Below are 19,865 nucleotides of genomic sequence, written 5' to 3' on the forward strand. Positions count from 1 at the left end.
GATCCGCAGGCCCGGCCCCTGTATAGCCTCGCCCCTTCCATCACGGCGGGGGTTCCCATGACGGCTTGCGGCCTCGATTTCGGCACGTCCAACACGACGCTCGGCGTGCGGATGGCGGCGGGCGCCGACACGGGAGGGGGGGCTTACGGCCTGCTTGCCCTCGACGGCACACGGACGACCCTGCCCAGCGCCGTCTTCTTCGATTTCGAAGCCGACGCGGTGACGGTCGGGCAGGCGGCCATCGACGCCTATGCGTCGGGCGTCGAGGGGCGTTTGATGCGTTCCATCAAGTCGATGCTGGGCACCGACCTGATCGACGCCGACACCGCGCTGCGCAAGGGACGCATCACCTTCCGCGCGGTCATCGCCACCTTTCTGGCGGCGGTCAAGGAACGGGCGGAGACCGCGCTCGGCGGAGAGCTGACCGACGTGGTGCTCGGGCGCCCGGTGCATTTCGTCGACGGCGACCCGGCGGGCGACGCCGCGGCGGAGGAAGTGCTGGGCGAGATCGCCCGCTCGGTCGGATTCCGCCACATCTCCTTCCAATATGAGCCGATCGCCGCCGCGCTCGACTACGAGCAGCAGGTGGAGCGCGAGGAGCTGGCGCTGATCGCCGATATCGGCGGCGGTACGTCGGACTTCTCCATCGTCCGCATCGGGCCGGAGCGGCGCGGGCGGGCCGACCGCAGCGCCGACATCCTGGCCAATGACGGCATCCGGGTCGGCGGCACCGATTTCGACCGTGACCTGTCGCTGGCGACGGCCATGCCGCTGCTGGGCCACGGCAGCGCCATGAAGCGCCCCGGTCTGCTGGCCCCCAAGCATCTGTTCTTCGATCTGGCGACCTGGTCGAAGATCAACTTCCTCTACACCGCCAAGGCGATGGCCGACCTTGAGCGCCTGAAGCGCGATTCCGCGACTCCGGACCGCATTGAGCGGCTGATCGGCGTGGTCGAGCACCGGCTGGGCCATGCCCTGGCCATGGCGGTGGAGCGCACCAAGATCGCCCTGTCCGACGGGCCGGAGGCCGGCCTGCTGCTGGATTGGGGCGGTGGCGGCATGACGCGCCCGGTATCGGTGGGCGAGTTGAACGAGGCGACGGCGATCCTGGCCGGCCGCATCGGCGGGCGGGTGCGCGCCTGTCTGGCCGAGGCCGGCACGCTGCCGGCGGAGATCGACGCGGTGTTCCTGACCGGCGGCTCCACGCTGCTGCCGCAGGTGCGGGCGGCCATCCTGGCCGAGCTGCCCGGCGCCCGTGTGGTGGAGGGCAACATCTTCGGCTCGGTCGGCACCGGCCTGACCATCGAGGCAGCGCGGCGCTTCGGCGGCACCGCCTGAGGCATCTCTTCACGTCCTGGACACAAAAAAGCCCACCGACGGTGTCGCCGGTGGGCTTTTTTTGTGCTCTGCTCCGCGGTCCGGCCCTCCGGTGGTGCCCGCCGCGCCGCGAGGGCGGGGCGGACACCGGAATCCGGTGGACCGAAGTCCGATGGATCAGACCGAGTAGTACATCTTGTACTCGATCGGGTGCGGCATGGTCTCGAAGGCCAGCAGCTCCTCGGTGCGCAGGTCGATGTAGGACTCGATCATGTCCTTGGTGAACACGTCGCCCTTCTGCAGGAAGGCGCTGTCGGCCTTCAGGCTGTCCAGGGCCTCGCGCAGCGAGCCGCAAACCGTCGGAACCTTGGCCAGCTCTTCGGCCGGCAGGTCGTACAGGTTCTTGTCCATCGCCTCGCCCGGATGGATCTTGTTCTGGATGCCGTCCAGACCGGCCATCAGCAGGGCGGCGAAGGCCAGGTACGGGTTGGCCGACGGGTCCGGGAAGCGGACCTCGACGCGCTTGCCCTTCGGCGAGGCGACGTACGGGATGCGGCAGGAGGCCGAACGGTTGCGGGCCGAGTAGGCCAGCAGAACCGGAGCCTCGTAGCCCGGGACCAGACGCTTGTACGAGTTGGTCGTCGGGTTGGTGAAGGCGTTCAGCGCCTTGGCGTGCTTGATGATGCCGCCGATGTAGTACAGCGCCAGTTCCGACAGGTCGGCGTACTGGTTGCCGGCGAACAGCGGCTGGCCTTCCTTCCAGATCGACTGGTGCATGTGCATGCCCGAGCCGTTGTCGCCGAAGACGGGCTTCGGCATGAAGGTCGCGGTCTTGCCGTAGGCGTGGGCGACATTGTGCACGACGTACTTGTAGTACTGCATGTTGTCGCCGGTGCGGACCAGCGTGTCGAACTTGATGCCCAGCTCATGCTGCGAAGCGGCCACCTCGTGGTGGTGCTTCTCGACCGGCACGCCCATCTCGGCGAGCACGCTCAGCATCTCGGCGCGCAGGTCCGAGCCGCTGTCGACCGGAGCGACCGGGAAGTAGCCGCCCTTGACGCCCGGGCGGTGGCCCAGGTTGCCGTCCTCATAGTCCTTGTCCGAGGTGTACGGGCCTTCCTCCGAGTCGAACTCGTAGGACACCTTGTTCATCTCGACCTTGAACTTGACGTCGTCGAAGACGAAGAACTCGGCTTCCGGGCCGAAGTAGGCGGTGTCGCCGATGCCGGCCGACGCCATGTACTTCTCGGCGGCCTTCGCGATACCGCGCGGGCAGCGGGCGTAGGGCTGGCCGGTCGACGGCTCGTACACGTCGCAGAGGATGTTCAGCGTCGGCTGGGCCGAGAACGGGTCCATGACGGCGGTGGTCGGGTCGAGCTGGAGGATCATGTCCGACTCGTTGATCGCCTTCCAACCGGCGATCGAGGAGCCGTCGAACATGATGCCGTCTTCAAACACGTCCTCGTCGATGGTCGAGACGTGCTGAGCGGTGTGGTGCAGCTTGCCGCGCGGGTCGGTGAAGCGGAGGTCCACGTACTTGACGTCGTGTTCCTTGATCAGGTCGAAGACCTTGCTGATGTCGGACATATCTCTTTTTCCACGCTTAAGAGGTTTGGGTCCCGCTGCGTCAAACCGACCAAGGGGCGGGTGACGGCGCTCGCGGCGGACGTTATGTCATGCCTTTCCCAAGCACACAACGTGACAGCACAAAAAGTCGCGCCCGGATGGGCATCCACGCACGGATCGTTCCGCTCGCGGTTGCGACGGTCTGCGTCGGCCCGATCGGAGTCGGCCGGCTCTGCGTCGGTTGTGGGCGGGGCTGGTTCATGGTGGCCGGTGGTCGGGTTCTCGGGACGCGATCAGATCGCGTCGCCTCCCTTCTCGCCGGTCCGGATGCGGACAACTTCTTCCACGGGGGTGACGAAGATCTTGCCGTCGCCGATGCGGCCGGTGTGGGCGGCCTGCTGGATCGCCTCGATCGCCCGCTCCACCAGGGAGTCCTCCATCACCACCTCGATCTTCACCTTCGGCAGGAAGTCGACCACATACTCCGCGCCGCGGTACAGCTCGGTGTGCCCCTTCTGACGGCCGAAGCCCTTGGCCTCGGTGACGGTGATGCCCTTGATGCCGACTTCGTGAAGGGCTTCCTTCACTTCGTCGAGTTTGAACGGCTTAATGATGGCTTCGATCTTCTTCATGGGTCTCTCGTGTACGAGGTGCCAACGTCGGCAGGCACCGTCCACGGCTCTGCCGACGGTCCGATGTAAAGCACGTTGCGTGCCAATCGGAGCGGTTGCGATCCGGCTGCGTGGGATGCCGGGCCGCAGCGGGCCGATGCCACCGTGGGCGGCACGCGACTGCCAACGGATAGGGCGAAGTGAACAATATTTGTGCACATGCTGCAAGCAATCCGCGCAGCCTTGTCCGTTCGGATGGGGTAGCGCCGGCTTTCCACCCGGCTTTTCACATTGATGGACAAGGTGGAAAATAGAGCTTGACCCGCCCCGTCCCTTGGGGCAAATAGGCGACCCCGGTGGCGGTGGTAGCTCAGTTGGTAGAGCTCTCGGTTGTGGTCCGAGCGGTCGTGGGTTCGAGTCCCATCCATCGCCCCAGTCCTCCTTGACGGCGGATGTGTCGGTTTCGTGAGCAGTTCACGCCGGCGTTGCATCGGTCGGGGCGACGGGTCGGGTGTTTGCGGACGAATCTTTTCGTCCCCGGTGGCGGTGGTAGCTCAGTTGGTAGAGCTCTCGGTTGTGGTCCGAGCGGTCGTGGGTTCGAGTCCCATCCATCGCCCCAGTCCTTTCTTCCAATTCCTGTGCCAATCAGGCCAGTCCTTTCATTCCCCCTGTGCCCGGCTATGCTGCGGCCGTCGCGGTGCTTATTGTGCCGGGTGACGGTGATGCGGGATTGCGGCGGGTGGAGGCGATGGACGAACTGCTTTCCGTGGCGGAGATGTACCGTGCCGACGCGCTGACCATGGCGGGCGGCGTGCCGGGGCCTGTGCTGATGGAAGCGGCGGGGGCCGCGGTGGTGCGCGCGGTCTGCGAGCGCTGGGCGCCGCACCCGACCGTCGTCCTGTGCGGTCCGGGCAACAATGGCGGAGATGGCTTCGTCATCGCGCGCCTTCTTCTCGAAGCGGGCTGGCCGGTGCGGCTGGCCCTGCTGGGGTCCCGCTCCGCCCTGCGCGGCGACGCGGCGGTGGCGGCCGGTCACTGGACCGGGCCGGTGGAGGCCGCCGACCCCTGGCTGCTGGAGGGCAACCCCCTGGTCATCGACGCGCTGTTCGGGGCCGGGCTGGCCCGTCCGCTCGACGGCATGGCCAAGGAGGTCGTCGAGGCGATGGCGGGGCGCACCGTCGTCGCCGTGGACGTGCCCAGTGGTCTGCACGGCGACAGCGGTCAAGTGATGGGGGTGGCCCCGCAGGCGGCGCTGACCGTCACCTTCTTCCGCCGCAAGCCCGGCCATCTGCTGCTGCCGGGCCGCGCCCTGTGCGGCGAGGTTGTGGTCGCCGACATCGGCATTCCCGACACCGTGCTGGACGCCATCGCGCCGCAAACCCTGGTGAACGGCCCGGAGTTGTGGCGGCAGTGCTTTCCCTGGCCACGGCTCGACGCTCACAAATACGCGCGGGGGCATGCGGTGGTGCTCGGCGGGGCGCGGATGACCGGTGCGGCGCGCTTGTCGGCGCGCGGTGCCCTGCGCGCGGGGGCGGGGCTGGTCACGGTGGCCTGTCCGCCCGACTCGGTGCCGATCTACGCCGCCGGCTCGCCCAGCCTGATCGTGGCTGACGTGGCGGACGGCGCCGCCTTCGAGGCGCTGCTGGCGGACCCACGCAAGAACGCGGCGCTGCTGGGGCCGGGCGCCGGCGTCGGTGCGGACACGCGGAGCCATGTGGTCGCGGCTCTTGGCGCCGGAAAGGCGTGCGTGCTCGACGCCGATGCGCTGACCAGCTTCGCCGAATCGCCATCCGCTCTGCTCGACCGGCTGAACGGGCGCTGCCTGCTGACCCCGCACGAGGGCGAGTTCGCGCGGATCTTCCCGGACATCGCGGTCCAGGACGTTGGCAAACTGGCGCGCGCCCGCGCCGCGGCGGCGCGCTGCGGCGCGGTCGTCCTTCTGAAGGGCGCCGACACGGTGGTCGCGGCGCCGGACGGACGGGCCGTCGTCAACGCCAACGCTCCGGCGGATCTGGCGACCGCCGGGTCGGGAGACGTGCTGGCGGGCATGGCGCTCGGGCTGATCGCTCAAGGAATGAACACGTTCGACGCCGCCTGCGCCGCGGTCTGGCTGCATGGCGCGGCGGCAACCGCGTTCGGGCCGGGTCTGATCGCCGAGGATTTGCCGGATGCGCTGCCGGGGGTGCTGAAGCGGCTCAAGGCGGGGGCGCGCTGACCCTGTTCGCCCAAGGCATACATACGCCTGGACAGGGAGGCTTACTCTTAAGGCCGGGCTCAAGCTATGGCTTGCCGAGAGCGCCCCCGCACGCCAGACTCTGGGTATGAGCGAGACGCCAGAAATCAAATCCGCCGAGCCCGTTCCGTCCCAGGCCCCAACCTCGGGGATGGGAGCGCCGCCGGGCCTGCTCGACCGCACCCTGGACACGCTGCGCGCGGGCTGGCGCGAGATCGCCGCTTCCGCCCGCGGGGTGGTCGGCGCCGCGCCGCGCGCCAATCTGCCCAAGGAGGACGCGGAGCGGCTGAAGGAGCAGATCGAAGCCTGTCTGGAGGGCCGCGGCGGCGAGGTGTCGGCGCGGGCACGGGCAGCGCAGCTCGGCCGCACCTATCTGGCGCTGGACGGGCAGGGGCGGCGCAATTTCCTGATGATGCTGGCGCGCGACTTCGACGTGGACCGCGCCGCCGTCGACCAGGCGATGGCGACCTTCCAGACGGCGGGCGATCCGGTGTCGCGCGGCCACGCCGAGCGCGCCCTGCGCCGCGCCTTGGAACCGCCGCGGCTGCGGCTGCTCACTCAGTTCAACGGCCTGCCGGAAGGGGTGAAATTCCTGGTGGACCTGCGCGCCGAGCTGATGGAGATGGCACGCGGCGAACCGCTGCTCCAGGCGCTGGAGGACGATCTCAAGAGCCTGCTGCGCAACTGGTTCGACGTCGGCTTCCTGGAGATGCGCCGGATCACCTGGGACAGCCCGGCCTCGCTCCTGGAAAAGCTCATCAAATACGAGGCGGTGCACGAGATCAGCGGTTGGCGGGACCTGAAGGACCGCCTCGACTCCGACCGCCGCTGCTTCGCCTTCTTCCACCCGCGCATGCCGAACGAGCCGCTCATCTTCGTCGAGGTCGCTCTGGTCCAGGGCATGTCGGACAACGTCCAGGCGCTGCTCGACCCCTCCGCCCCGGTCTGCGACCCGAAGAGCGCCGACAGCGCCATCTTCTATTCCATCTCCAACGCCCAGGTCGGGCTGGCGGGAATCAGCTTCGGCAACTTCCTCATCAAGCGGGTGGTGGACGGGCTGACCGGCGAATTCCCCAACATCAAATGCTTCGCCACCCTGTCGCCGATTCCCGGCTTCCGCCGCTGGCTGGACCGGGAGCTGGCGGACCGCGGCGATTCGCTGCTCAGCCCGCCCGAGGCGGAGCGCATCGCCGAGGCCATGACCGCCCGGCACGATGGTGGCGAATCGGAGACGGAAGGCGACGCGGAGGAACGTCCGGTGCTGGCCGGCGCCTTGGCTCTGCCCGACTGGCACACCGATGAGGAGCTTCAGAAGCAGCTTCGCGGCCCGTTGATGAGGCTGTGCGCGCATTACTTGACGACCGCGCGCGCGTCGGACCGCCGCAGCGAACGGCCGGGCGCGGCGCCGGCGCGAGCGCTCGACCCGGTCGCGCACTTCCATCTCAGCAACGGCGCCCGCATGGAGCGGCTGAACTGGCTGGGTGACCGTTCGGCCAAGGGCGTGCGCCAATCCTGCGGGATGATGATCAACTACCGCTACAAGCCGGGGGAAATCGACGCCAACCACGAAGCGTACCGGGGGGAGGGCAAGGTCAACGCCTCCTCCTCCATCCGGTCGCTGGGGAAGGGGGGCGGATGAGCCGGTTTGCCGCCCGCCGGGGCGTCGTCGTCGTCGCGTCCGGCGCCCCCCACCAATGGCGTGCGGAGCGGCGCCCATTTTGCCTGTTTGCGGCGCGAACCCTGTGCTATAGAGCGGACTTCGCCGGCAGTCCGTCGGGTGTTCCGCACCCGTCGCGGGCTGTCTATGCCATTGCGGGCGTGGCGGAACTGGTAGACGCGCCGGATTTAGGTTCCGGTGACTTCGGTCGTGGGGGTTCGAGTCCCTTCGCCCGCACCATGGCAACAGCTTGGACCGCATGGGAACACACGGTTTCGGGCCGCCCGGACGGGCGCCGCCGGGCCGGACAACGAGATAGGCTTTCGTTCCGATGAACATCACCGAGACCAGCGCCGACGGCCTGAAGCGCGAGTACAAGGTCGTCATTTCCGCCCAGGATATCGAACAGAAGGTGCAGGGCCGGCTCGAAGAGCTGCGCCGGACGGTGCAGCTCCCCGGCTTCCGTCCGGGCAAGGTGCCGGTTGCCGTGATCAAGCAGCGCTACGGCGGCAGCGTGCTGGCCGAGGCTCTGGAGGATGCGATCGCCGACAGCTCGCGCCAGGCGCTGAACGAGCGCGGCCTGCGCATCGCCATGCAGCCGAAGATCAACGTCGAGAAGTACGAGGACGGCGGCGACCTGTCCTACACCATGGGCGTCGAGCTTCTGCCGGACATCGAGCCGGGCGATCTCAGCGGCCTGGAGCTTGAGAAGCCGGTCGCCACGGTCGAGGACTCGGCCGTCGACGAGGCGCTGACCCGTCTGGCCTCCGCCCATTCGGTGCAGGCCCCGGTCACCGAGGACCGCGCGGCCGAGAAGGGCGACATCGCCGTGATCGACTTCGCCGGTTCGGTCGATGGCGAGGCCCTGCCGGGCATGGACGGCAAGGACTACCCGCTGGAGCTGGGCGCCAACCAGTTCGTTCCGGGCTTCGAGGACCAGCTGGTCGGCGCCAAGGCCGGCGAGCACCGCACGGTGAAGGTCACCTTCCCGGCCGACTACCCGCACGACCGCCTGAAGGGCGCGGACACCGTGTTCGAGGTGGACGTCAAGGAACTCCGCAAGAACGTCCCGGCTGAGGTCAACGACGACCTTGCCAAGGAGTTCGGCATGGAGAGCCTGGAGAAGCTGCGCGAGGCCGTCGGCGACCGCATCAAGGGCGAATACGCCAACGTGTCGCGCCTGCGCGTCAAGCGCCAGCTCCTCGATAAGCTGGCCGAGGCGCACTCCTTCGAAGTCCCGCCGGGCATGGTGGACGTCGAGTTCGAGGGCATCTGGCAGCGCCTTCAGCAGGAGCTCCAGAACGGCACCGCCGGTGAGGACGCCGGCAAGCCGGAAGAGGAGCTGAAGACCGAGTACCGCGGCATCGCCGAGCGCCGCGTGCGCCTGGGCCTGCTGCTGTCGGAGATCGGCCGCCGCAACGACATCCAGGTGACCCAGGACGAGATCAACCGCGCCCTGATCGCGGAAGCCCGCCGCTTCCCCGGCCAGGAGCGTCAGGTGTTCGAGTTCTTCAAGCAGAACCGGGAAGCGCTGGAAAACCTCCGCGCCCCGATCTTCGAGGACAAGGTCGTCGACTACATCCTGGACCAAGCCAAGGTGAGCGAGAAGCCGGTGTCCGCCGAAGAGCTGATGAAGGACCCCGACGAGGAGGCCGAGGCGGCCTGACGTCAGAAAGGTTGAGGGGCGGCCTACCGGTCGCCCCTTTCCATTCCTATATGTAGACTGCTCAGACGACTAACCGAGCTGCGGGAGCAGGGAAGACCACCATGTACGACTTCGAACCGAAGATGAATGCTCTGGTCCCGATGGTCATCGAGCAGACCAACCGGGGCGAACGAGCGTACGATATTTACTCGCGCCTGCTGAAGGAACGGATCATCTTCTTGATCGGTGGCGTGAACGACGCCGTCGCCAGCCTGATCTGCTCGCAGCTGCTGTTCCTGGAATCGGAAAACCCGAGCAAGGACATCGCGCTCTACATCAATTCGCCGGGCGGATACGTCTCGGCCGGCCTCGCCATCTACGACACCATGCAGTACATCCGTCCGCAGGTGTCGACGGTGTGCATGGGGCAGGCGGCCTCGATGGGCTCGCTGCTGCTCGCCGCCGGTGCTCCGGGCAAGCGCTTCTCGCTGCCGAACAGCCGGATCATGATCCACCAGCCGTCGGGCGGCGCCCAGGGTCAGGCCTCGGACATCGAGATCCAGGCTCAGGAGATCCTGAAGCTGCGTTCGCGCCTCAACGACATCTACGTCAAGCACACCGGCCAGTCGCTCGACACGATCGAAGCGGCCATGGAGCGTGACAAGTTCATGTCGCCGGAGGAGGCCAAGGCCTTCGGGCTGATCGACGAGGTGGTGGAGAAGCGCCCCGGTTCGATCGGCGACGGCGCCGCCTGAGGGGGCGCGCGAACTAATGATTGATTGCGCCGGTTCCCTGTTGTTGAATGATGGGGAACCGGTCCGATGGATCGGGTTCGAAGGATGAGCGGATGCGTTAACCTTGTCACGGGCCATGCCCGGGACAACCTTTGAAAGGACCGGCGTCGGGGGACGCCGCAGGCGGTTGACAGGTTATACGGATCAGTCCCCCGCGAGATGACGGAGTACCGATGAGCAAGTCCAGCAGCGGCGATTCGAAGAACACGCTCTACTGCTCCTTTTGCGGCAAGAGCCAGCACGAGGTCCGCAAGCTGATTGCCGGTCCGACGGTGTTCATCTGCGATGAATGCGTCGAGCTGTGCATGGACATCATTCGCGAGGAGAACAAGACGACCCTCGTGAAGTCCCGCGACGGCGTGCCGACCCCGCGCGACATCCATGCGGTACTGGACGATTACGTGATCGGCCAGCATCACGCGAAACGGGTCCTTTCTGTTGCGGTGCACAACCACTACAAGCGGTTGGCGCACGGCACGAAGCACAACGACGTCGAACTGGCGAAGTCCAACATCCTGCTGGTCGGCCCCACGGGCTGCGGCAAGACGCTGCTCGCCCAGACGCTCGCCCGGATCATCGACGTTCCCTTCACGATGGCCGACGCCACGACCCTGACCGAGGCGGGCTATGTCGGCGAGGACGTCGAGAACATCATCCTCAAGCTGCTCCAGGCCGCCGACTACAACGTCGAGCGGGCGCAGCGCGGCATCGTCTACATCGACGAGGTCGACAAGATCAGCCGCAAGTCCGACAACCCGTCGATCACGCGCGACGTGTCGGGCGAGGGCGTGCAGCAGGCCCTGCTGAAGATCATGGAGGGCACCGTCGCCTCCGTGCCTCCGCAGGGTGGCCGCAAGCACCCGCAGCAGGAGTTCCTGCAGGTCGACACGAGCAACATCCTGTTCATCTGCGGCGGCGCCTTCGCCGGGCTGGACAAGATCATCGCGCAGCGCGGCAAGGGCACGTCGATCGGCTTCGGCGCTGATGTGCGCGGCCCGGACGAGCGTTCGACCGGCGACATCCTGCGTGAGGTCGAGCCCGAGGATCTGCTGAAATTCGGCCTGATCCCCGAGTTCATCGGTCGTCTGCCGGTGGTCGCCACCCTGTCCGACCTCGACGAAACGGCTCTGGTCGAGATCCTCACCAAGCCGAAGAATGCCCTGGTCAAGCAGTACCAGCGCCTGTTCGAGATGGAGGACGTCCGTCTGGAATTCTCCGACGACGCCCTGCGCACCATCTCCCACAAGGCCATCCAGCGGAAGACCGGCGCACGCGGCCTGCGGTCGATCATGGAGTCGATCCTGCTCGACCCGATGTTCGATCTGCCCGGCCTGTCGGGGGTGGAAAGCATCCTGGTCAACAAGGAGGTGGTCGAGGGGCGCGCCAAGCCGCTTTACGTCCACGCCGAACGCCGCGGGGAGCAGCAGGCACCGGGTGCCTGAGTTCGTCACGGCCGATCAGCATCGGGTACGAGGAAGGGCGCCTTTGGGCGCCCTTTGTCGTTTCCGGCTTTTGCAGACATCGAGGGCGCCAGCCGGGCCGCGGGGCGGTCGGATCGGCATGTCGCACCGCCATACGGAATTGGGGTTCTGGCCCTTGAAGGGGGGCTATGGCTGTGCCACGTTAGAAAAAGTGCCGGTTTTCGATCCCTGTGCTCATCCCCCGAGGCGGGGGTCTTCCCAGGCCCATCCCGGGCTGACGGCGTCCCAATGAAAGAGGCCCAATCAATGTTCGAAATCCCTCGTGGTGCCCTCTATCCGGTCCTGCCGCTCCGCGACATCGTGGTTTTCCCCCACATGATCGTGCCTCTTTTCGTCGGCCGTGAGAAATCCGTGCGCGCCCTGGAAGACGTGATGAAGGACGATAAGCAGATCCTTCTCGTCACCCAGAAGAACGCCGCGCAGGACGATCCGACGCCGGCCGATATCTACAGCGTCGGCACCGTTGGGACCGTGTTGCAGCTGCTGAAGCTGCCCGACGGAACGGTGAAGGTGCTCGTGGAGGGCGGCCAACGCGCGTCCATCACCAAGTTCGCCGAGAACGAGGATTTCTTCCAGGCCCACGCCGACCTCGTCGAGGAGAAGGTCGGGGAAAGCCAGGAACTTGAGGCGCTGGGACGCGCGGTCGTCTCGCAATTCGAGCAGTACATCAAGCTGAACAAGAAGATCCCGCCGGAGGTCCTGGTCTCGATCAACCAGATCGAAGAGCCGGGAAAGCTGGCGGACACCGTCGCCTCCCACCTCGCGCTGAAGATTCCGGAAAAGCAGCAGCTTCTGGAATGCGCCACGGTTTCGGAGCGGTTGGAGCGGGTCTACGCCTTCATGGAAGGCGAAATCGGTGTCCTCCAAGTGGAAAAGCGCATCCGCAACCGCGTCAAGCGGCAGATGGAGAAGACCCAGCGCGAGTACTACCTCAACGAACAGCTCAAGGCGATCCAGAAGGAACTCGGCGAGACCGAGGACGGCCGTGACGAGTCGGCCGAGCTGGAAGAGAAGATCAACAAGACCCGCTTCTCCAAGGAAGCCCGCGACAAGGCCCTGGCCGAGCTGAAGAAGCTGCGCTCCATGAGCCCGATGTCGGCCGAGGCGACGGTGGTGCGCAACTATCTGGACTGGATGCTGTCCATTCCGTGGAAGAAGCGCACCAAGGTGAAGAAGGACCTGAAGCTCGCGCAGAAGATCCTCGACGCCGACCACTACGGCCTGGAGAAGGTCAAGGAACGCATCCTCGAGTATCTTGCGGTCCAGAACCGCATGAACAAGGTCAAGGGGCCGATCCTGTGCCTCGTCGGGCCGCCCGGCGTTGGCAAGACCTCGCTCGGCAAGTCGATCGCCAAGTCCACCGGCCGCAATTTCGTGCGCATGTCGCTCGGCGGCGTGCGGGACGAGGCTGAGGTCCGCGGCCACCGACGCACCTACATCGGCTCGATGCCCGGCAAGGTCATCCAGGGCATGAAGAAGGCGAAGTCGTCCAACCCGCTGTTCCTGCTGGATGAGATCGACAAGCTCGGCGCCGACTGGCGCGGCGACCCGTCGTCGGCCCTGCTTGAGGTTCTCGATCCCGAGCAGAACGGCACTTTCAACGACCATTATCTGGAGGTCGATTACGACCTGTCGGACGTGATGTTCGTCTGCACGGCCAACACGATGCGCATGCCGCAGCCGCTGCTGGACCGCATGGAGATCATCCGCGTCGCCGGCTATACCGAGGATGAAAAGGTCGAGATTTCCAAGCGCCACCTGATCGAAAAGCAGGTGGAAGCCAACGGCTTGAAGAAGGGCGAGTTCGCCATTTCCGACGACGCGCTGCGCGACCTGATCCGCTATTACACGCGGGAAGCCGGCGTCCGCAGCCTGGAGCGCGAGATCGCCAACCTCTGCCGCAAAGCCGTGAAGGAGATCCTGATGAAGGGCTCCGCCGGCGCCAAGGTTTCGGTCACGCGCCGGAACCTGGACAAGTACGCTGGCGTCCGCCGCTTCCACTTCGGCGAGGCGGAGCTGGAGGATCTGGTGGGCGTCACCACCGGGCTGGCCTGGACGGAAGTCGGAGGCGAGCTGCTGTCGATCGAGGCGGTCAGCCTGCCCGGCAAGGGGCGGGTGACCACCACCGGCAAGCTGGGCGACGTCATGAAGGAGTCGGTCCAGGCGGCGGAGAGCTACGTCAAGTCGCGGGCCACCGCCTTCGGCATCAAGCCGACGCTCTTCGAGAAGCGGGACATCCACGTCCACGTGCCCGAAGGCGCCACTCCGAAGGACGGCCCCTCGGCGGGCGTGGCGATGATCACCTCGATCGTTTCGGTCCTGACCGGTATCGCGGTCCGCAAGGACGTGGCGATGACCGGTGAGATCACCCTGCGCGGCCGGGTGCTTCCGATCGGCGGTCTGAAGGAGAAGCTGCTGGCTGCTCTGCGCGGCGGCCTCAAGCATGTGCTGATCCCGAAGGACAACGAGAAGGATCTCGCCGAGATCCCGGACAACGTGAAGCGCGGGCTGGAGATCATCCCAGTCAGCACCGTCGACGACGTCCTGAAGCACGCCCTGGTTCGGGAAGTCGAGCCCATCGAGTGGAAGGAGCCGGAAGCGGTCGAGCCGGCGGTCGCCAAGCCGCAGACTGACGGCGGAGGCGAGGTGCTTCGTCACTGATCCAGCTTGGCGTTTAAAGCACCCTTAAAGCGCTACCATGCTTCGCATCGCCCGCCCGTCTGCAATTGACGGGCGGGCGATGTCGCGTTTATCGTTTGAATGCGTGATGTCATTGAGTGCCTTTTCTTCCATTTTCTTTGCCGGACTGAGAAGGGGGGAAGTAAGTGAACAAGAACGATCTGGTGGCGCACGTCGCCGACGCCGTGGGTTTGTCCAAAACCGACGCGACCAAGGCGGTCGACGCAATTTTCGACGGCATCGCCGACTCGCTCAAGAACGGGGAGGAGGTCCGTCTGGTCGGATTCGGCACATTCGCGGTTTCCGAACGCGCGGCCAGCGAGGGACGCAACCCGCGCACCGGCGAAAAGATCGCCATACCCGCGTCGAAACAGCCGAAGTTCAAGCCGGGCAAGACCTTGAAGGACGGGTTGAAGTGATGACGTCTTGAACGGATAGGGCATTCCGGGCATAGTGCGCGCCGGTCAGCACGGGCTGGCCGGCTTTGCGTTGTCTGGAACGTCAATCCGGTCAACGACGCGGCGCGGGCGATTAGCTCAGCGGTAGAGCATCTCGTTTACACCGAGAGGGTCGGGGGTTCGAAACCCTCATCGCCCACCATCGCGCCCTGGCCATTCCGGCCGGCACTTTTCAAATTCGTGATTGACAGGCCATGCGTCGGGCGGCTAGAAACCGCCCATCGGCGACGGGGCGTGGCCCCGGAAACTGCGCTGCGATCCTATGACACGGACGCCTGTTTTTGCGCATTTCACATCGCCGTGTCGCGCGGGTGTAGCTCAGTTGGTTAGAGCGCCGGCCTGTCACGCCGGAGGCCGCGGGTTCAAGTCCCGTCACTCGCGCCATTCTCTCCCTCACCATTCTCCTTTTTGCAATGAAAATGAAGCCTTCATGGCTTTACCGGCAGGCACGCGATCCCCATATCCGATTAGCTCGACCCGCATATCCGATAAGCCGGATAGAGAGAAGGGTCATTTAAAAAGTTTGGTAATACCAAGGACATCCGCTCATTTCCGCAGAGTGGATTCGTTGGCCGAAAGCGATTCAAAGCGCTTTCCTTGATCACGCTCTCGTCATATATTCCGGCCCGTCTGATGGGCTAATCCAAGGCATTCCAGCCACGACACCGCGCGTCGGCCGATTACCGGCCGTACCGGCGATCGTGGCGTGGGCTTATGGGAGGACCGCGGTGACCAACCCGCTGATCATTGAGTACCTTCCGATCCTGGTGTTCCTGCTGATCGGTATCGCGCTGGCCGTGGTGATGGTTGGCGCGTCTTACATCATCAGCCCGAAGAATCCGGATTCGGAGAAGCTCTCCCCCTACGAGTGCGGCTTCGAGCCGTTCGAGGATGCCCGCACGAAGTTCGACGTGCGGTTTTACCTGGTCTCCATCCTGTTCATCATCTTCGACCTCGAGGTCGCCTTCCTGTTCCCGTGGGCCGTGGCGCTCGGGGACATCGGCCTCTTCGGCTTCTGGTCGATGATCGTGTTCCTTGGGATTCTGACCATCGGCTTCATCTATGAGTGGAAGAAAGGAGCTCTGGAATGGGAGTAGAGGCTGCCAAGCTGGCGCCGATTCCGCCCGGACCGGAACAGGACGCCTATCTCCGCGCGGTTACCGAGGAGATCCAGGAAAAGGGCTTCATCACGGCGAAGTACGAGGACGTGCTCGCCTGGGCCCGCACCGGTTCCCTGTGGCCGATGACCTTCGGTCTGGCCTGCTGCGCGGTGGAGATGATCCACGCCTACATGAGCCGGTACGACCTGGACCGTTTCGGCGTCATTCCGCGCCCCAGCCCGCGCCAGTCCGACTGCATGATCGTGGCCGGCACGCTGACCAACAAGATGGCCCCCGCGCTGCGCAAGGTCTATGACCAGATGCCGGAACCGCGCTGGGTGATCTCGATGGGCTCCTGCGCCAACGGCGGCGGCTACTATCACTATTCCTACTCGGTGGTGCGCGGCTGCGACCGGATCGTTCCGGTCGATATTTACGTGCCGGGCTGTCCTCCGACCGCGGAAGCGCTGGTCTACGGCATTCTGCAACTCCAGAAGAAGATCCGGCGCGGCAACCGCATCGCTCGCTGAATAAGAAAAAGGCAGGTCCTGGCCATGTCCGAACAGGCGTTGAAGGAACTTGGGGACCATATCGCCGCGACGCTCGGCGATGACGTCCTGAAGGTCGAGCTGAAGCTTGGCGAGCTGATGGTGACCGTCCGCCGGCCCTCGCTCATCAAGTCGCTCACCTTCCTGCGTGACGATCCGACCTGCTCGTTCGAGCAGCTGCTCGACGTCACCGCTGTGGATTGGCCGGAGCGGGAGGAACGCTTCGAGGTCGTCTACATCCTTTTGAGCTACAAGCACAATCGGCGCCTCCGCGTGAAGGTCACGACCGACGAGGACACCCCCGTGGCCTCGGCCGTGCCGGTGTACAACGCGGCCGGCTGGTTCGAGCGTGAAACCTGGGACATGTTCGGGATCTTCTTCTCCGACCATCCGGATCTGCGCCGCATCCTGACCGACTATGGTTTCGAAGGTCATCCGTTGCGCAAAGACTTCCCGATGACGGGCTATGTCGAGTGCCGCTACGACGAAGACCAGAAGCGCGTCGTCTACGAACCCGTCCGCCTGACGCAGGATTTCCGCAGCTTCGACTTCCTGTCGCCCTGGGAAGGCATGACGAACGTGATGCTGCCCGGCGACGAGAAGGCCCAGGCCCCTGACACCGGGAGCAAGCCGTGACCATCGCCACGTCCGCACACCCCGCCACCGGCCAGTCCGGCGGCAAGACCCAGATCAAGCCCTACACCATGAACTTCGGGCCGCAGCACCCTGCGGCCCACGGCGTGTTGCGTCTGGTGATGGAGCTGAACGGCGAAGTCGTCGAGCGCTGCGACCCGCACATCGGCCTGCTGCATCGCGGCACCGAGAAGCTGATCGAGTACAAGACCTACCTGCAGGCCGTTCCGTATTTCGACCGCCTCGACTACGTCAGCCCGATGTGCATGGAGCACGCCTATGTGCTCGGCATCGAGAACCTGCTGCAGATCAAGGCGCCGCTGCGCGCCCAGTACATCCGCGTCCTCTTCTCCGAGATCACGCGCATCCTGAACCACATCCTGTCGATCACCACCGGCGCGCTCGACGTCGGCGCGATCACGCCGGCGCTGTGGGGCTTCGAGGAACGCGAGATCCTCATGGAGTTCTACGAGCGTGTGTGCGGTGCGCGCCTGCATGCGAACTACTTCCGTCCCGGCGGCGTCGCCTGGGATCTGCCCGCCGGCCTGACCGACGACATCTGGGAGTTCACGGAGCGCTTCCCGAAGTTTGTTGACGACATTGACAATCTGCTGACGAACAATCGCATTTTCAAGCAGCGGACCGTCGACATCGGCGTCGTCACCAAGGAAGAGGCGTTCAACTGGGGCTTCACCGGCCCGATGCTGCGCGGCTCGGGCGTCGCCTGGGACCTGCGCAAGTCGCAGCCCTACGAAGTCTACGACCGCATGGATTTCGACGTGCCGGTCGGCCTGACCGGCGACTGCTGGGCGCGTTACCTCGTCCGCATGGAGGAGATGCGCCAGTCCAACCGCATGATCCGCCAGTGCCTGAAGGAGCTTCCCGAAGGCCCGGTGCGCGCGGAGGAGCGCAAGGTCTCCCCGCCGCCGCGCGGCGAGATGAAGCGGTCGATGGAAGCGCTGATCCATCACTTCAAGCTCTTCACCGAGGGCTTCCACGTCCCGGCGGGCGAAACCTACACCGCCATCGAGGCGCCGAAGGGCGAGTTCGGCGTGTATCTGGTGTCGGACGGCACGAACAAGCCGTACCGCTGCAAGATCCGCGCGCCGGGCTTCGCCCACCTGCAGGGCCTCGACTTCATGTCGAAGGGCCACATGCTGGCCGACGCGGTGGCCAACATCGCGTCCATGGACATCGTGTTCGGAGAAATTGACCGATGAGCGCCCCGGCTCACGACCCGGCCAAGGAGCCGGCCTCCTTCGCCTTCACTCCGGAAAATCTGGAACGGGCGAAGGCCATCATCGCGAAGTACCCGGCGGGCAAGCAGGCCAGCGCCTGCATGCCGCTGCTCGATCTGGCCCAGCGCCAGAGCGAGGGCTGGCTGCCGCGCGTCGCTATGGACGCCGTGGCCGACCTGCTCGGCATGCCGCGCATCCGCGTGTACGAGGTGGCGACCTTCTACACGATGTACAACAAGACCCCGGTCGGTAAGCACGTCATCCAGGTCTGCACGACCACGCCGTGCTGGCTGCGCGGGTCCGACGACATCGTGCACACCTGCGAGCGCAAGCTGGGCATCGGGGTCGGCGAGACCACCGCGGACGGCCAGTTTACGCTGCGCGAGGTCGAGTGTTCTGGTGCCTGCGTCAACGCGCCGGTGGTCCAGATCGGCGACGACTACTATGAAGACGTCAGCCCGGAACACATGGAAAAGATCATCGACGCCCTCAAGGGCGGCGAGATCCCCAAGCACGGCTCGCAGATCGGCCGGCAGTCCTCCGAACCGGTGGGCGGCCCGACGACTCTGAAGGCCTTCACCACCACGGCCGATTGAGGGGGATGCGATGCTTCGCGACGAGGACCGCATTTTCACCAACCTGTACGGCTACCAGAGCTTCGGCCTGGACGCCGCCCGGAAGCGTGGTGACTGGGACAACACCAAGGCCCTGATCGCCCAGGGCAAAGAGTGGATCATCGAGCAGGTCAAGGAATCCGGCCTGCGCGGGCGCGGCGGCGCCGGCTTCTCCACCGGCATGAAGTGGTCCTTCATGCCGAAGAACGTCACGGACAAGCCGGTCTACCTCGTCATCAACGCCGACGAGGGCGAGCCGGGCACCTGCAAGGACCGCGACATCCTGCGCCACGATCCGCACAAGCTGATCGAGGGCTGCCTGATCGCCGGTTTCGCCATCGGCGCGTCGGCCTGCTACATCTACATCCGCGGCGAGTTCTACAACGAGGGCTCCAACGTCCAGCGCGCCATCGACGAGGCGTACGAGGCGGGGCTGATCGGCAAGAACGCCTGCGGCACCGGCTACGACTACGACATCTACATCCACCGCGGCGCGGGTGCCTACATCTGCGGCGAGGAGACGGCGCTCATCGAGTCCATCGAGGGCAAGAAGGGCCAGCCGCGCAACAAGCCGCCGTTCCCCGCCCAGGCCGGTCTCTATTCCTGCCCGACCACGGTGAACAACGTCGAATCCATCGCGGTGGTTCCGACCATCCTGCGCCGCGGCGCGGCGTGGTTCGCCGGCCTCGGCCGTCCGAAGAACACCGGCACCAAGCTCTTCTGCATCTCCGGGCACGTCAACAAGCCGTGCAACGTGGAAGAGGAGATGGGCATCCCGCTGAAGGAACTGATTGAGAAGCACGCCGGCGGCGTGCGCGGCGGGTGGGACAACCTGCTGGCGATCATCCCCGGCGGTTCGTCGGTGCCGCTGCTGCCGAAGTCGATCTGCGACACGGTCCTGATGGACTTCGACAGCCTGCGCGACGTGCGCTCGGGCCTGGGCACCGCGGCGGTGATCGTGATGGACAAGTCCACCGACGTGGTGAAGGCCATCGCCCGCCTGTCCCAGTTCTACGCCCATGAGAGCTGCGGCCAATGCACGCCGTGCCGCGAGGGCACCGGCTGGATGAACCGCATCATGCAGCGCATGGTGACCGGCAACGCGCGCGTCGAGGAAATCGACATGCTGCTGGAGGTCACCAAGCAGATCGAGGGGCACACCATCTGCGCGCTCGGCGATGCCGCGGCCTGGCCGATCCAGGGCCTGTTCCGGCATTTCCGGCCGGAGGTCGAGCGCCGCATCCTCGACTACCGCAACGCCGCCAAGTCCTTGGCGGCCGAGTAAGGAGCC

16 protein-coding genes and 5 tRNA genes are annotated in these 19,865 nt (G+C 65.7%); 19 read left to right on the top strand and 2 right to left on the bottom strand.

Annotated elements, in window-relative coordinates; genetic code table 11:
• Positions 1-57 precede the first annotated feature (57 nt).
• On the top strand, positions 58-1,338 hold the full coding sequence (locus AMK58_RS06045; RefSeq protein ID WP_035672987.1) for an Hsp70 family protein: 1,281 nt from the start codon (positions 58-60) through the stop codon (positions 1,336-1,338).
• Positions 1,339-1,494: 156 nt separating this feature from the next.
• Here the strand turns inward: AMK58_RS06045 and glnA are convergent, their stop codons facing one another.
• Together glnA and AMK58_RS06055 are read right to left on the bottom strand one after the other, a co-directional pair.
• A complete protein-coding gene (glnA, locus tag AMK58_RS06050; RefSeq protein ID WP_014240105.1) occupies positions 1,495-2,904 on the bottom strand; it encodes a type I glutamate--ammonia ligase in 1,410 nt (469 codons plus the stop codon).
• Positions 2,905-3,176: 272 nt separating this feature from the next.
• The gene (locus tag AMK58_RS06055; protein ID WP_014240107.1) at positions 3,177-3,515 is read right to left on the bottom strand and encodes a P-II family nitrogen regulator; all 339 of its coding nucleotides are present in this window, start codon (positions 3,513-3,515) and stop codon (positions 3,177-3,179) included.
• A gap of 338 nt (positions 3,516-3,853) precedes the next feature.
• On the opposite strand from AMK58_RS06055, the gene AMK58_RS06060 reads away from it, so the two are divergent.
• From AMK58_RS06060 to nuoF, 18 genes are all read left to right on the top strand, one after another.
• Positions 3,854-3,929, top strand: a tRNA-His gene (locus AMK58_RS06060).
• Positions 3,930-4,037: 108 nt separating this feature from the next.
• Positions 4,038-4,113 (top strand) — tRNA-His (locus AMK58_RS06065).
• A 129-nt stretch (positions 4,114-4,242) separates the two neighbouring features.
• Entirely contained in the window at positions 4,243-5,709 is a 1,467-nt protein-coding gene (locus AMK58_RS06070) for a bifunctional ADP-dependent NAD(P)H-hydrate dehydratase/NAD(P)H-hydrate epimerase (protein ID WP_059398724.1), read from the top strand.
• A gap of 106 nt (positions 5,710-5,815) precedes the next feature.
• A complete protein-coding gene (locus AMK58_RS06075; protein WP_035673059.1) occupies positions 5,816-7,366 on the top strand; it encodes a malonyl-CoA decarboxylase in 1,551 nt (516 codons plus the stop codon).
• Between the two features lie 173 nt (positions 7,367-7,539).
• Positions 7,540-7,624: transfer RNA gene (locus tag AMK58_RS06080), tRNA-Leu, on the top strand.
• 91 nt (positions 7,625-7,715) lie between these two features.
• Positions 7,716-9,050, top strand: coding sequence for a trigger factor (gene tig / locus AMK58_RS06085; RefSeq protein WP_035672989.1), 1,335 nt, complete (start codon positions 7,716-7,718; stop codon positions 9,048-9,050).
• Between the two features lie 101 nt (positions 9,051-9,151).
• The gene (gene clpP, locus AMK58_RS06090; RefSeq protein WP_035672992.1) at positions 9,152-9,784 is read left to right on the top strand and encodes an ATP-dependent Clp endopeptidase proteolytic subunit ClpP; all 633 of its coding nucleotides are present in this window, start codon (positions 9,152-9,154) and stop codon (positions 9,782-9,784) included.
• A 212-nt stretch (positions 9,785-9,996) separates the two neighbouring features.
• Complete coding sequence (clpX, locus tag AMK58_RS06095) at positions 9,997-11,265, top strand: ATP-dependent Clp protease ATP-binding subunit ClpX (RefSeq protein WP_035672995.1); 1,269 nt, start codon at positions 9,997-9,999, stop codon at positions 11,263-11,265.
• A 285-nt stretch (positions 11,266-11,550) separates the two neighbouring features.
• Positions 11,551-13,965 (top strand): endopeptidase La, encoded by a 2,415-nt coding sequence (gene lon, locus AMK58_RS06100; protein ID WP_035672998.1) that lies wholly within the window; start codon positions 11,551-11,553, stop codon positions 13,963-13,965.
• Between the two features lie 164 nt (positions 13,966-14,129).
• Positions 14,130-14,402, top strand: a complete 273-nt coding sequence (locus tag AMK58_RS06105) for an HU family DNA-binding protein (protein ID WP_035673001.1) — start codon at positions 14,130-14,132, stop codon at positions 14,400-14,402.
• 106 nt (positions 14,403-14,508) lie between these two features.
• Positions 14,509-14,583, top strand: a tRNA-Val gene (locus AMK58_RS06110).
• Positions 14,584-14,748: 165 nt separating this feature from the next.
• A tRNA-Asp gene (locus AMK58_RS06115) sits at positions 14,749-14,825 on the top strand.
• A gap of 344 nt (positions 14,826-15,169) precedes the next feature.
• Positions 15,170-15,538, top strand: coding sequence for an NADH-quinone oxidoreductase subunit A (locus tag AMK58_RS06120; RefSeq protein ID WP_035673004.1), 369 nt, complete (start codon positions 15,170-15,172; stop codon positions 15,536-15,538).
• Positions 15,529-16,071, top strand: coding sequence for a NuoB/complex I 20 kDa subunit family protein (locus tag AMK58_RS06125; protein ID WP_014240121.1), 543 nt, complete (start codon positions 15,529-15,531; stop codon positions 16,069-16,071). Before AMK58_RS06120 ends, AMK58_RS06125 begins: the two co-directional genes overlap by 10 nt.
• A gap of 24 nt (positions 16,072-16,095) precedes the next feature.
• Positions 16,096-16,725, top strand: a complete 630-nt coding sequence (locus AMK58_RS06130; protein ID WP_014240122.1) for an NADH-quinone oxidoreductase subunit C — start codon at positions 16,096-16,098, stop codon at positions 16,723-16,725.
• 68 nt (positions 16,726-16,793) lie between these two features.
• Positions 16,794-17,942: an NADH-quinone oxidoreductase subunit D gene (locus AMK58_RS06135; RefSeq protein ID WP_035673062.1), complete on the top strand. Its 1,149-nt coding sequence runs from the start codon at positions 16,794-16,796 to the stop codon at positions 17,940-17,942.
• A complete protein-coding gene (gene nuoE, locus AMK58_RS06140; RefSeq protein ID WP_035673012.1) occupies positions 17,939-18,556 on the top strand; it encodes an NADH-quinone oxidoreductase subunit NuoE in 618 nt (205 codons plus the stop codon). Before AMK58_RS06135 ends, nuoE begins: the two co-directional genes overlap by 4 nt.
• A gap of 10 nt (positions 18,557-18,566) precedes the next feature.
• Complete coding sequence (nuoF, locus tag AMK58_RS06145; RefSeq protein ID WP_014240125.1) at positions 18,567-19,859, top strand: NADH-quinone oxidoreductase subunit NuoF; 1,293 nt, start codon at positions 18,567-18,569, stop codon at positions 19,857-19,859.
• Positions 19,860-19,865 lie beyond the last annotated feature (6 nt).

This window comes from Azospirillum brasilense (genome assembly GCF_001315015.1).
In the GTDB taxonomy this organism is placed as follows: domain Bacteria; phylum Pseudomonadota; class Alphaproteobacteria; order Azospirillales; family Azospirillaceae; genus Azospirillum; species Azospirillum brasilense.

Bases quoted from the DNA above. Each gene is read 5' to 3' on its own strand.
- AMK58_RS06045 (WP_035672987.1), top strand. From the start codon at position 58: ATGACGGCTTGCGGCCTCGATTTCGGCACGTCCAACACGACGCTCGGC.
- glnA (WP_014240105.1), bottom strand. From the start codon at position 2,904: ATGTCCGACATCAGCAAGGTCTTCGACCTGATCAAGGAACACGACGTC.
- AMK58_RS06055 (WP_014240107.1), bottom strand. From the start codon at position 3,515: ATGAAGAAGATCGAAGCCATCATTAAGCCGTTCAAACTCGACGAAGTG.
- AMK58_RS06070 (WP_059398724.1), top strand. From the start codon at position 4,243: ATGGACGAACTGCTTTCCGTGGCGGAGATGTACCGTGCCGACGCGCTG.
- AMK58_RS06075 (WP_035673059.1), top strand. From the start codon at position 5,816: ATGAGCGAGACGCCAGAAATCAAATCCGCCGAGCCCGTTCCGTCCCAG.
- tig (WP_035672989.1), top strand. From the start codon at position 7,716: ATGAACATCACCGAGACCAGCGCCGACGGCCTGAAGCGCGAGTACAAG.
- clpP (WP_035672992.1), top strand. From the start codon at position 9,152: ATGTACGACTTCGAACCGAAGATGAATGCTCTGGTCCCGATGGTCATC.
- clpX (WP_035672995.1), top strand. From the start codon at position 9,997: ATGAGCAAGTCCAGCAGCGGCGATTCGAAGAACACGCTCTACTGCTCC.
- lon (WP_035672998.1), top strand. From the start codon at position 11,551: ATGTTCGAAATCCCTCGTGGTGCCCTCTATCCGGTCCTGCCGCTCCGC.
- AMK58_RS06125 (WP_014240121.1), top strand. From the start codon at position 15,529: ATGGGAGTAGAGGCTGCCAAGCTGGCGCCGATTCCGCCCGGACCGGAA.
- AMK58_RS06130 (WP_014240122.1), top strand. From the start codon at position 16,096: ATGTCCGAACAGGCGTTGAAGGAACTTGGGGACCATATCGCCGCGACG.
- AMK58_RS06135 (WP_035673062.1), top strand. From the start codon at position 16,794: ATGAACTTCGGGCCGCAGCACCCTGCGGCCCACGGCGTGTTGCGTCTG.
- nuoE (WP_035673012.1), top strand. From the start codon at position 17,939: ATGAGCGCCCCGGCTCACGACCCGGCCAAGGAGCCGGCCTCCTTCGCC.
- nuoF (WP_014240125.1), top strand. From the start codon at position 18,567: ATGCTTCGCGACGAGGACCGCATTTTCACCAACCTGTACGGCTACCAG.